Origin of the sequence: Dyella marensis, from assembly GCF_049532885.1 — a bacterium.
Classification (GTDB): Bacteria; Pseudomonadota; Gammaproteobacteria; order Xanthomonadales; family Rhodanobacteraceae; genus Dyella_D; species Dyella_D marensis.
Map to the genome: position 1 here is coordinate 1,114,110 of NZ_CP064029.1, position 11,982 is coordinate 1,126,091.

The 11,982-nt window shown below is 66.4% G+C and carries 9 protein-coding genes; 2 read left to right on the top strand and 7 right to left on the bottom strand.

Annotation, left to right across the window (positions count from 1 at the left end; all coding sequences use genetic code 11):
• The first annotated feature begins 2 nt into the window (after window positions 1–2).
• Window positions 3–1,049: a pseudaminic acid synthase gene (pseI, locus tag ISN75_RS04795; protein ID WP_208399563.1), complete on the top strand. Its 1,047-nt coding sequence runs from the start codon at window positions 3–5 to the stop codon at window positions 1,047–1,049.
• A 1-nt stretch (window position 1,050) separates the two neighbouring features.
• On the top strand, window positions 1,051–2,046 hold the full coding sequence (locus tag ISN75_RS04800) for a hypothetical protein (protein WP_343820872.1): 996 nt from the start codon (window positions 1,051–1,053) through the stop codon (window positions 2,044–2,046).
• On the opposite strand, the gene ISN75_RS04805 is transcribed toward ISN75_RS04800, so the two are convergent.
• The 7 genes from ISN75_RS04805 to ISN75_RS04835 all read right to left on the bottom strand — a co-directional run bounded on the left by ISN75_RS04805 (window position 2,033) and on the right by ISN75_RS04835 (window position 11,870).
• Window positions 2,033–3,307 carry a lipopolysaccharide biosynthesis protein gene (locus tag ISN75_RS04805; protein WP_343820870.1) on the bottom strand — a complete coding sequence of 425 codons (1,275 nt, stop codon included), beginning with the start codon at window positions 3,305–3,307 and terminating at the stop codon, window positions 2,033–2,035. The two genes, ISN75_RS04800 and ISN75_RS04805, sit on opposite strands and share 14 nt — an antisense overlap.
• A gap of 25 nt (window positions 3,308–3,332) precedes the next feature.
• On the bottom strand, window positions 3,333–5,282 hold the full coding sequence (locus ISN75_RS04810; protein ID WP_167252238.1) for a hypothetical protein: 1,950 nt from the start codon (window positions 5,280–5,282) through the stop codon (window positions 3,333–3,335).
• 3 nt (window positions 5,283–5,285) lie between these two features.
• The gene (locus ISN75_RS04815; RefSeq protein ID WP_343820868.1) at window positions 5,286–7,310 is read right to left on the bottom strand and encodes a tetratricopeptide repeat protein; all 2,025 of its coding nucleotides are present in this window, start codon (window positions 7,308–7,310) and stop codon (window positions 5,286–5,288) included.
• A gap of 118 nt (window positions 7,311–7,428) precedes the next feature.
• On the bottom strand, window positions 7,429–7,866 hold the full coding sequence (locus tag ISN75_RS04820) for a pilin (protein ID WP_168649027.1): 438 nt from the start codon (window positions 7,864–7,866) through the stop codon (window positions 7,429–7,431).
• Between the two features lie 341 nt (window positions 7,867–8,207).
• Window positions 8,208–8,639, bottom strand: coding sequence for a pilin (locus tag ISN75_RS04825; RefSeq protein WP_168649028.1), 432 nt, complete (start codon window positions 8,637–8,639; stop codon window positions 8,208–8,210).
• Window positions 8,640–8,731: 92 nt separating this feature from the next.
• Window positions 8,732–10,054, bottom strand: a complete 1,323-nt coding sequence (locus ISN75_RS04830) for a hypothetical protein (RefSeq protein ID WP_168649029.1) — start codon at window positions 10,052–10,054, stop codon at window positions 8,732–8,734.
• 85 nt (window positions 10,055–10,139) lie between these two features.
• Window positions 10,140–11,870 (bottom strand): peptide MFS transporter, encoded by a 1,731-nt coding sequence (locus ISN75_RS04835; protein WP_168649030.1) that lies wholly within the window; start codon window positions 11,868–11,870, stop codon window positions 10,140–10,142.
• Window positions 11,871–11,982: the final 112 nt, after the last annotated feature.

An 11,982-nucleotide genomic window follows, 5' to 3' on the forward strand; every position in this document is an offset into this window, starting at 1 on the left:
AGATGCATATCACCATTGCCGGGCGCCGCATCGGCGCCGACCAGCCGCCGTATGTGATCGCCGAACTGTCGGCCAATCACAATGGCAGGCTCGATACCGCGCTGCGCTTGGTGGAAGAGGCCAAGGCCTGCGGCGCCGATGCGATCAAGCTGCAGACCTACACGGCCGACACCATCACGCTCGACAGCGATGCCGAGGATTTCCAGATCAAGGACGGCCCCTGGGCCGGCCGCACGCTGCACGATCTCTACCAGGAAGCGCATACGCCCTGGGCCTGGCATGAGGCGCTGTTCGCGCGCGCCCGCGAGGTGGGCATCACCATCTTCAGTTCGCCGTTCGATGCCACCGCGGTGGACCTGCTCGAATCGCTGGGCGCGCCGGCCTACAAAATCGCTTCGTTCGAAGCGGTCGACCTGCCGCTGATCCGCTATGTGGCGCGCACCGGCAAGCCGATGATCATTTCCACCGGCCTGGCCGACCAGGACGAGATCCAGGAAGCGATCGACGCCGCGCGCTCGGGCGGCTGCAAGGAGCTGTGCATCCTGCATTGCGTCAGCGGCTATCCGGCGCCGGCCGGCGACTACAACCTGCGCACCATCGGCGACATGGCCGGGCGCTACGGCGTGCTCACCGGACTGTCCGACCACACGCTGGGCAACGCCACGGCCATCGCCAGCATCGCGATGGGCGCTGTGCTGCTCGAAAAGCACTTCACCCTGGACCGCAGCGGCGGCGGCCCGGACGATGCGTTCTCGCTGGAGCCGGAAGAACTGCGCGCGCTGTGCCGCGACACCAAGGTGGCGTGGGAAGCGCTGGGCCGGGTGGACTACGGCCGCAAGTCCAGCGAGCGCGGGAATCTGAAATTCCGCCGCTCGCTGTACTTCGTCAAGGACCTGCAGCCCGGCGACGTGATCGGCGCCGATGCGGTGCGTTCGGTGCGGCCGGGCTACGGCCTGGCGCCGAAATTCCTGGACGAGGTGATCGGCAAGACGGTGCTCAAGGCGGTGCACGCCAACAGCCCCGTCGGCTGGGACAGCATCGAACGCTGACGTGGCGCGCATCGCTTCCATCCTGATCGGCTTCACGCCGTTCCACCTGCTGCCGATGCTGGAACTGGCGGGCGAGGCGCAGGGCGAGCTGCATCTGTTCCATCCCGATCTGCGCGCGGACGTGCTGCACGCGCTGGGGCCGAAGGTTTCGTATCTGGGCGGCTGCGATGCGCCGCGCGGGCCGCGGGTACTGCGCTATCGGCGCGCCGGGCGCGAGATCGACCGCATCCTGCGCGAGTACGGCGACGTGGCGCTGTATGCGCCGCATCCGTTCAATCCGCTGGCGAACTACGCGCTGTTCCATCCGCAGGCGGGGCGCCGCTACATCTACCAGGACGGCATTCTCAACTACTACGACGCGCGCAGCCCGCTGGCGTCGTGGAAGTGGCGGCTGCGGCAGAAGGCCAAGGCCGCACTGGCGGGCATGCCGTATACGGTCTACCAGGGGCATCTGAGCGGCGTAGATGCATTGCCGGTCGCCGGCGGGTACTTCACGCATCCGGACATGATCGCGCGCGCCGCGCGGTTTCCGCTGGTGAAGCGCTTGCGGCTGGCCGCTGCAGCCGCGCCCGATCGGCCGGCCGAAGGCGGCGTGCTGTTTCTCGATCAGCCCATCGAGCAGGTGGTGGGCAATGACAAGGCAGCGTTCCTGCGCGCGCGCACGTTTGCCTACGTGGAGCGTCTCGGCGGCAAGGTGATCTACAAGCCGCACTACACGCAGAAAGCGGTGACGCCACCGCCGCGGTGGCGGATGCTCGACGAGGCGCTTGCGGCATTGCCGGCGGAAGAAGTGGTGGCGGAGCTGGGTGTGAACCAGGTGGTCAGCTACTTCACGTCGGCCTTGGCGAATATCGTGGTGGCGTATCCGGACATCGCCTGCCACGCCACGGCGGCGGACGCCGTGCCGATCACCATCGATGGACGTCCGTCGACGCTGGCGGAACTGTTCGAAGGTTTCGGCGTGCGCGTAGTGCGCTTCGACGCTAAGCCGGACTGACACCGCGGCGGCGCTGCCGCCAGATCAGGCCCCACACCAGCAGCACCAGCAGCGCCTGCGTGGACAGCAGCATCGCGGCCGGTCCGGCCAGGCCGAAGCGCGGCATGGTGAGCACCGCCGCGACCGCCATCACGCCCATGCCCAGCGCCTGCACGCCGGTGCGCAGATGGCGGCGCTGGCTGGTGAGCAGGACGTTGCAGCCCAGCGTGTACAAGCCGTACAGCAGCGGCCATGGCGCGAGCCACCAGGCCAGCCGCGTGGCGCCGGCAAAACCCGGCCCGAGCAGCAGCGGCAGCAGATAGCCGGCGGCGAAGGCGCCGAACGCCGCGAGCACACCCCAGGCCACGTTCACGCCGATCAACGTGCGCAGCAGGTGCGGGTTCGAGCCGGATTGTTCGAGATCCGCGCGGAACAGACGGGGCAGGGCGGCGGCGCCCACCGCGGTGGCGGGCATGGCGAGCACGGCGACCAATCGATAAGCGGAGCCGTAGATGCCGGCGATCTCGCTGCCGGCCAGCTGCAGCACCAGGGTCTTGTCCAGCGAGGTCATGCCGGTATCGGCCAGCCGCATCAGCGAGAACGCGGCGCCTTCGCGCACATCGCGCGGCTGCAGCGCGAAGCGCGCCGGTGCCGGCGCGAGCTTGCGCCGCACCAGCATCACGGCGGTGAGCGCGGCGAGGATCGACGAGGCTGCATGGAAGGGCAGATAGGTGCCGATGCTCGCCTCGCCCGGCATGCACGAAAACGCCGCCACCGCGGCGAGATTGCCCAGCGGCACCAGCGAGAACAGTGCGCCGGCCCAGCCCATGCGCTCGTGCGCCTGGAACGCGTAGCTGGAGACGATGGTGAGCGGCACGCACAACAGTTCCGGAATGCCGATGGCGACATACATCGCCAGCGTGCCTTCGCGATGGAACAGCGCGAACGCTGCGCCGATAAACACCAGCAGCAGTCCCGCGCCGGTAAGCAGGGCCATGCCCAGTGCATTCTTCCAGGTGGCGGCGAAGCGTTCCGGGGCGCGCGAGGTGTCCTGCAGCATCAGCACCCCGAAGCCGAAGCCGGTGAGCGTGCCCAGCGCCGTGGCAAGGCCCGCCATGCCGGCGAACAGGCCATAGCTGGACGGACCGACCTGGCGCGCCAGCACGATCATCCACAAGGCCTGCCCTGCGACGCGCAGTCCTTGCCACGCGACCGCCAGGCTGGCATTGCGCGCCAGCACGCTGTGCCGCCATCGCGCGATCAGGCCGGACAGCGGCTTCATGATTGCGGCGCGGGCAAGCGAAGCCTCACGGCGTCTTCGGTCCGCGCTCGGCGAGCTGCTCCAGCGCGGCGATCTGCGCATCGAGCTGGCCGTACTTGTTCAGCCGGCGCAGCGCGTCGATCTGCTGCACCACCAGTTCCAGCTTGCCCTGCGAGGCGTAGATGCGCGCGATATCCAGGCGATACGCCGCTTCGCCCGGCGACTTCTCGACCGCGCGCCGCAGGTACTCCTCGGTCAGCGGGATGTCGTTGAGCAGTTCGCGCGCGAACATCGCATAGGCAGCGAGCAGGCGTCCCGTCGGTGCGGGCTGCGACAGCGCGGCGAGGAAGGCCTGCTGCAGGTTGGCGGGATCGAACATGCAGGAGGTCTGCACGCGGCAGCGCGTGAGCGAGATCAGGCCGGAGATATCTTCCTCGCTGATCGGTTGCGCGCGCAGCTTGGCCAGCATGGATTGCCAGATCGCCGCGTCGTCGCCCTGCGCATCGTGGTCGGCCACCATCAGCATGGCCTGTTCGGACAGGGTGGACGAACCCGGGATTGCGGCGGAGCGGCGCAGGTAATGCCAGGCTTTGTCCAGCGCGGGCGAGGCTTGGTAATTGGAGACGACGATCAGCAGGCGGGCGGCTTCGTAGTTGGCGCGTGGCGACTGGTCGCGGCGGTCGGCCTCGATCATGGCCAGGTGCAGCGGATCGGACCACTCCTGCGCACGCAGCAGGGTGAGGCCGGCGAACCACACGATGAGCAGGGCGGCGATGGCGCCGCGCACGATCGGCAGCGCGATCTCGCGCGCGGTGCCGATCAGCAGCGAGAACACCGCCAGCAGCGTGCCGATCGCGGCGAAATAGTTGCGGTGTTCGTAGACCAGTTCCAGCGGAATGATGGTGGCGGTCAGCACGTGCGCGGCGTAGTACCAGGCGATGCCCAGCGACAGCAGCGGACGTTCGCGCCGCTGCCACACCGCCAGCGCCATCAGCGCGAACATCACCACGAAGCCGGCCAGCGTCGCCGGCGGCTGCAGCAGGCCGGTGGAGGCCTTGATCTCGTCGTGATACAGGCTGAGCGAACCCGGCGTCGGCAGCAGGGTCCAGCGCAGGTATTCCATCAGCACCATCGGCTCGGTCAGCAGGCGCGAGCCGAGGGTGAAGGTGCGGTTGGCCCAGGCCTGCGCCGGCAGCACGTGCGGCATCAGCCACACCAGCCCCAGCACGGCCGGCACGAATAGCATCAGCGTGTACAGCAGCCACAGGCTGCGCTGCGGCTTGCCATCGGCACGGCGCAGGCCGAACAGGATCAGGTCGGCGAGGAAGGCATACAGCGGCAGCAGCACCGAGGATTCCTTCGCCGTCACGCCCAGCACGGTGCCCACGGCGAGATAGGCCGCGGCGCGGACGCAGGCGCTGGTTTCCTGCTTGATGCTGTCCGCTTCGAGCATGCGGCGGCGCTCGCGCAGATAGCCCCACAGGCCGGCCAGCACGAACAGCTGGCACAGGCTTTCCATGCGTTGCACCACGTAGAGCACGGCCTGCAGATTGATCGGCAGCAGCAGCCAGGCGAGGGTGACGGCGAAGGCGAGCCAGCGCGCGCGCGGCTCGTCGACGTCGCCGCGGCTCTTGCGGTTGATCGCGTACAGCCGCAGCAGCTCCACCAGCATGCCGTACAGCAGCGCGCCGTTGAGCAGATGGATGATCAGGTTGGTGACCTTCATCGGCCCCGGCGCGGAGCCGGTGAACAGCCAGTTGGCGGCGAAGGTCAGCGAGGCCAGCGGACGGTGCAGCGCGCTGGCGGGCGAGGACAGCGCGGCGTTGATCCAGGCCGTATAGCTGGACTGGGTAACGTGGATGGCGGTGTTGTCGATGATGTTGGGGAAGTCATCGAACACGTAGCCGCCGGTCATGCCGGGGATATAGATCGCCGCGGTCGCCAGCAGGGCGAGGGCGAGCAGCAGCAGGTATTTGTAGCGCGTATCCGTGGGCATGGCTCAATCGCGTGAAGACGGTGATGGCGGGCGGGCCTGCGTGGCGGCGTCGGCGGCGAGGGTGGTCCGCAGGTGCGCCATTTCGTGCTCCCAGTAATGCTGGTGCGCCAGCACCCAGGCATGCAGTTTAGGCATGCCGCGGGAAGGCTGGGATGGTGCCGGAAGCGTCTGCCAATAATCCAGGTGCGCCAGGCCTTGCCGGGCGTAGCCGTGGGCGCCGAGCGTGGCGGCCTGTTCCAGCGCGGTGGCGGGGCCGGGTTCTTCCGCCAGGGCATGGTTGAAGGCTTGCAGGGCGGCGTCGGGGTCCTGGCGGGCCAGCTCGAGCATGCCCTGGAGGTGCTGCATGTCCTGGCGGCGGCCAGGGATGACGGACCAGTTGGGGTTGCGGCGGCCGGCGTCGATAAAGCTTTGCGCGGCGTCGAGATCCAGGCCTTCGCAGCTGTGGCTGGCGGCCATGTCGATGGCGGTATTGAGCCAGTCGAAGCCGAGCGTGCCGCCATTTTTTGCGGTGGACAGCGCGCGGCGCAGACCGTCCAGCGCGGCGGGGCTGGCGGGGCCGAAGCGGCATTGCGCGCCGATCAGGTTTACCGGTATCTGCAGATCGTCGGGGTGCGTGGCCATGGCCATGGTCAGGCGCGCTGCCGCCAGGTGGGGCTTGTCATGCTCCATCTGGTACTGCGCAGCTGCCGCCTGGGCGCGGGCCGACGTCGGATTGAAGGCGGCCCAGATCTGTGCCTGGAGATAGCCGTCGCCCCAGATGCCGGCGCGCTGGTAGGTGAGTGTTGCCAGCGCAAGCAATATCGCCATGCCGGCGCCACGGCGCAGCCATGGCAGCGGACCCGGCATGCCGAGCGCCACGCCCAGCGGCCAGAACAGCAGCAGCGCGGGCAGGTAGTTGCGGTGCTCGTAGTACAGCTCCAGCGGCAGCCAGGTGCTTTCGAGCAGATGGCCGGCGAAATAGAACAGGATGGCGAGCGAGAGCGCCGGCCAGCGCCTGCGTGTGGCGATCGCGAAGACGATCAGCGCCGCGATCAGCAGTATGCAGGGCAGGGTGGTCCACGGCTGCAGCCAGCCGGTGGATGGAGCGAAGGCATCGGTGAACAGGCCCAGGGTGGAGTCTTTGAGCAGCACCAGCATGCCGAGGTAGTCGCCGAGTGCGCGGGCTTCGGAGAGCAGCCGCTGGCCCATGGTCCAGCTGCGCAGCAGCGGCGTGCCGTGGATATAGCCGGGAATGCCCGCGATCATCCATGCCAGCAGAGCGGCTGAAGGCAGGGCGAGCAGCACGGCGACGCCGAGCTTGAGGCGGCGGCGCGCAGGTTCCGAAGGCATCGGCTGTGCAGGCGCCAGCACCAGCCACTCCACCAGCAGCACCAGCAGCGGAAGCAGAGCGCCGTTGCCTTTGGCCAGCGTGGCAAGCAGGGTGCCGCCGCCGATCGCGAGCAGCATGCCGAGCGTGCCGCGCTTGATATGCCCTTGTTGCAGGGCGCTGCGTGCCTGCATCCAGCCGAGCAGGCCGAGCAGCGTAAACGTCGCCGGCAGCATTGCTTCGCGCTGCACCACATAGAGCGTGGTCGACACCAGCAGCGGATGCAGCAGCCATGCGCCGGCGCCGATCAACGCGGCCACGCGTGCAGGTGTCACGGCCAGCTTGAATTCGCGCCCGAGCCGCGCCAGCGCCAGGTACAGCAGCAGGCCGTTGAGCAGATGGATCAGCACATTGGTGCGCTTGAACGGATACGGCGGTGCCGGCCATTCGCGCGTATCGATCAGGAACGAGGCCAGCGTCAGCGGCCGGCCGGTCGGGTCAGCCGTGCCGGAGGTGAGATAGCGCGCGAGGGTGTCGGCACGGTGGATCGGTCCGGTGGCACCGATATCCGGCAGGTTGCCGAAATCGTCGAACAGGAAATCGCCGCTCAATCCCGGGCGATAGGCCAGCCACGCCGCGGCGAGCAAGGCGACGAGGGCGAGCAGCGTGGAAAGGCGTTGCAGCCTGGCGGGAGAGTGTCGGCTGGAAATGGGAGCGCTCACGGCAGGCGTAGGGATTCGTTCGTCGCGGACGGCACCCAGCGGTGGCATCGCAGCTTACAGACAAGCGAAGGGCCGCGCGAGGCGGCCCTTCGACAACACATTCAACAGCGCGCAGCGATTAGTTGCGGCAGCTGGACGGCACGAACTTCGTGTCGACGGTGTTGGCCTTGCACTTCCAGGTGGTGCTGCCGGCGGTGGTGGCGGACGACAGGATCAGGATCTTGCCGTTGATCTTGCTGTTGGCCTTCAGGCCGTACTTGATCTGGATCTGGCCCTGGGTGGTGGTGCCATCGACCGAAACCACGTAGTTGCCGGAGATCGCGGTGGCAACCGGCAGACCAGCGGAGGCCTGGGTGGTCGGGAACACGCCGTAGTTGCTGTAGTACTCGGCCAGCGCGGTCTTGGAAGCGTCGGCCAGGCTCAGGCCTTCAGAAACCTGCGAACGGATGGTGTAGTCCTGGTAGGCCGGGATGGCGATGGCGGCCAGGATGGCGATGATCGCGACCACGATCATCAGTTCGATCAGGGTGAAGCCCTTCTGCACAGTCTTCTTCATGGTGGTTCCTCTGTTTTGGTTAGCTAACCGTAGTGATGCCCCCTGAGCCCCAGTCCCGAATCCCCCTAGGCGGGATTGGTCCCCATAACTTGCGGTCAGGAACGACCAGGAAGCTCGCGGTAGATGGATGCAGCTTGCATGCCATTTTTACCGCGGCGGTATTGCCGCATACAGCCAGGGTCAGGGATTGTGCAAGGCATCACGAATAGTCACAAGCGAAGGTTCTTGGACGATCCGAATGCCTGAAAACGTGATCTCGATAACCTGCGGATTACCAGCCGAAATGGGGCGGAAAGTGACAATTTTTGTCGTTGTCGCCGGCCGCCCCAGTCACTGTGTGATCAACGGCACAGAGAGGGCAGGTAACGGCGGTCGAGCGTGCTCTGGCTGCAGGTCCACGTGATGCTGCCTGCATGAGTGATCGGCGAAAGCACCAGCTGCTGGGTGCGGATAGCGGCATTCGAGCTCGGGCCGTTGTAAGCAACGTGGATCGCGCCGCCGGTAGCGTCAACGCTCGATACGTACCTACCCGTAATCTGCGTAGCTTGCGCTAGGCCTGCGGAGGCATTGCTCGGCGGAAACTGCCCCGTATTAGAGACGTAATCCCAAATGGCCGACTTGGCACCGGCCGAAAGGTTTATGCCTTCAGCCACCTGGGCGCGGATGGCGTAATCCTGGTAGGCCGGAATGGCGATCGCCGCCAGGATGGCGATGATCGCGACCACGATCATCAGTTCGATCAGGGTAAAGCCCTGGGCTGTCGTGCGAGACATGGTAAATCCCCCTGTGGATACACTCCGGGGGTAGCACGTCCCGTACCAATCTTAACGCGCTACGTCTATGTCAGCTGGAGCTGTGATTGCCGTCACGTCGGGCCAGTTTGGACGGCCGTCCGCCGGGCGATCGCCAGGCGGACCAATTGCGAGGCGCCATAGGCGGCCAAGAGTAGTTCGATGCCACGGAACGGGATCGAATAGCGCGGCTCTGCCTGCAGGATCGAATAGACCAGGGTGACGAACGCTGCCATGGCCATGATGACGATCAGTATCGGGTCCGCCTGCCTCCGGTGCAGCCAAGCCGCGATACAGCCGATCAGCATGAACAGCATCAGCACCGGATTGAGCGCATAGCATACCGATACGATCACGCGCAGCGGCAGCTTGTCGTAGAACGGCGAATAAGTCGTGGGATAGACATAGATATCGCCAGCGCCGACACGGATGCTCCAGCCCCACAGCAACGCCGGCTTGCTCAGATACCAGGCGATGTAATGGCCCGGCGCTGCGGACATCCGTTGGGCCATCGAGCTGAGGCCCTGTCCGGGATGTTCCTGGACAAGCCGGATCTCGGAACCCATCAGTCCAAGCTTTTTGGTAGCTTCTGCATCGTGATCCACCGCATAGCGATAGAAGTTGTCGTGATAGTCCGGCCAGGAGCCTTGCACCAGATTCATCGCAGCACGGCTACCGGAGGACGCTCCTCCCACTTGCACGTTGCGGAGTCCCCAGCAAAGCGGCAGCAGCAACGCTGATAGAGCCAAGGTTGCCAGCAGTCGCCTCGGCGCGCGGTTCATCATCCAGAGCAGCAGTGCCAGACACGGCGCAAGTGGAATCGCCATCGCATTGGTGAGTGCAGCCATGCCGAACAGCAGGCCAGTGAGGGCCATCAGCCATCCGCTGCCGCGGCGCAAGGCCACGCTGAGCACGCATAACGCGGCCGCGATCAGAAAGCCGAACAGCGTTTCGGTGAGGGCGAAGCCAGTGATGGTGATGCTGTGCGGCCAGATCGCCATGAGCACGCCAGCGCCGGCAAGCCAGCGCGTCGACAGCCACGTGCGCGCAGCGCTCATTAGCATCATCACCGTAAGCGCGCCAAGCAGCGCTTGTCCGACCAGCAGGTTCAAATACCAGCGGGGAAACTCGCCAAACGCAGCAATCCATGAAGCCAGGAACACCGGATAGCCCGGATCGCGAAAGCCGTCGCTCATCACCTGCGGGGCATCGGTTTTGGCCATTGAGAATACGCCGTGGTGCAGCAGGTTCCAGGCGTAGTAGTAGTACTCGAGTGCATCGCTGCGTATGGGCGTGTTGACCATGGCGTGCGTCACGTAATACCAGCGCAACACAAAGGCAAGCAGCCCGATGCCGGCCAGCAGAAGAATCCATGCGCGCGAGGATGCCTGGGTCATGCCCATCGCTGCCTTCATGCCTGTGCCGCCCCTGTCCACACCCTGAGAACCCACGATCCTCAGCGCTCAGCCCCCAAAACGCAAATCACCTCACCCCCAGCATCCACCGCTTGACCACCGGCGTCACAACCAGCGCAACCACGGCAGCCCCCAGCCCCAGCCACACCATCTGCTGGAACAGCGACCCATACTTCGCCGCCGCCACCGCCATGTCGATCTGCCCGTCCGCCGGCACGTCCAGTGCGGCGAGCTTGCCCAGGATCGAGGCCAGCTGTTCGGAGAACGAGGTGCCCAGCCACCACGCGCCCATCATCAGGCCGGCTACCTGCGGCACGGACAGCTCAGTGACGGCCGAGAGGCCGATCGGGGCAAGGGCTACTTCGCCCATCTCGATCAGCAGATAGGCCAGCGCGATCCACCACACGCTGCCGAGCGCGCCGGAAGCCGGGTCCGGGTTGCCCATCAGCAAGGGGATAAAGGCAAGGCCGGCGAAGGCCAGGCCGATCGCGCTCTTGGCGGGCTTCGACGGATTGAGTCCATGGCGTTCCAGGAACGGCCACAGCCACGCGGCAATCGGCGCCAGCAGCACGATAAAGAGCGGGCCCAGGTAGGTGAGCGAGCTGGCCGTCTGCGGCAGCACGATGCAGTCGCGCACGATAAAGACCACGCCCATCAGGGTGAGGCCGCCGAGTAGCAGGCCGGGCAGGCGGCCGCCGCGCAGGCGCAGCGCGAGCGCCACCAGGAAGGGGCTGAGCACCAGGGGCAGGGTGGACCACGGCACCGGGTGGCCTTCGCGGATCACCAGGGCGGGGAACAGGTCCTTGGTCAGCATGCGGTCGTTGAACAGCACCCAGGAGCCGTAGGTCTGCTCGTACAGGGTGAAGAACAGCAGGCACACCGCCACGAAGAACACGCAGGCCAGCATGTGCTGGCGCTGCACCCTGGTGCAGCGCGCGGTGACGTACCAGGCCAGCCAGCCCAGCCACGCCACCATCGTGGCCACCTGCAGCCACAGCACGGCGTTGCCCAGTTGCATCAGCGCCCACAGCGCCGGCAAGGCGAGCGCCGCGCACAGATAGATCGCCCATTCCACCGTCAGCGGGCCGAACAGCCGGCGCCGCAGCGCTGCCGGATCCGGCGGCTCCGCATGGCCCTGCAGGTATTTCTGGCCGGTGAGGAACACTGCCAGGCCCGCCAGCATGCCGATGCCCGCCGCGCCGAAGCCATAGCTCCAGCCATAGCGCTCGCCCAGATAGCCGCAGATCAGCGCCGAGAACAGCGCGCCCACATTGATGCCGGCATAGAACAGCGTGAAACCCGAATCCAGCCGCGGATCGCCGTCCGCATACAGCTTGCCCACCACGGTGGAAATATTCGGCTTGAGAAAACCCACGCCGCTGATGATCAGCGCGAGCGACAGATAGAACACGCTCAGCGCGAACAGGTCGCGATGCACCACGCCATCCGGCCCCACCGTGGCCGCATGTCCTTCCACCGCCATGCCCAGATGCCCCAGGCACAGCAGCACGCCGCCGAGCAGCACCGCCTTGCGCATGCCCAGGTAGCGGTCGGCCAGGATGCCGCCCAGCACCGGCGTGGCGTAGACCAGGCCGCCGTAGGCGCCGAGCACCGACAGGCTTTCCGCGTCGGTAAAGCCGTGGTGCTTGATCAGGTACAGCGCCAGCAGCGCCTTCATTCCGTAGAACGAAAAACGCTCCCACATCTCGGTGAAGAAGCAGACGTACAGGCCCTTGGGATGGCCGAACAGCTCGTCGCGATCGAGCATGGCCGCAAGGGCGGGATGGGTGGATGCCATGGGCGTGCCGGACTGCAAAAACGCCGAGTATAGCGAGCGCGGGCCGCCCGGTGCCCGCTGCAAGTACCCGTCGTGCTGCGTTATTCCTTGCGTCGCGTGGCGGGGCCTCTGT

Excerpts from the sequence above, each read along its gene's own strand:
- pseI (WP_208399563.1), top strand. The coding sequence starts at position 3 with ATGCATATCACCATTGCCGGGCGCCGCATCGGCGCCGACCAGCCGCCG.
- ISN75_RS04805 (WP_343820870.1), bottom strand. The coding sequence starts at position 3,307 with ATGAAGCCGCTGTCCGGCCTGATCGCGCGATGGCGGCACAGCGTGCTG.
- ISN75_RS04810 (WP_167252238.1), bottom strand. The coding sequence starts at position 5,282 with ATGCCCACGGATACGCGCTACAAATACCTGCTGCTGCTCGCCCTCGCC.
- ISN75_RS04820 (WP_168649027.1), bottom strand. The coding sequence starts at position 7,866 with ATGAAGAAGACTGTGCAGAAGGGCTTCACCCTGATCGAACTGATGATC.
- ISN75_RS04825 (WP_168649028.1), bottom strand. The coding sequence starts at position 8,639 with ATGTCTCGCACGACAGCCCAGGGCTTTACCCTGATCGAACTGATGATC.
- ISN75_RS04830 (WP_168649029.1), bottom strand. The coding sequence starts at position 10,054 with ATGACCCAGGCATCCTCGCGCGCATGGATTCTTCTGCTGGCCGGCATC.
- ISN75_RS04835 (WP_168649030.1), bottom strand. The coding sequence starts at position 11,870 with ATGGCATCCACCCATCCCGCCCTTGCGGCCATGCTCGATCGCGACGAG.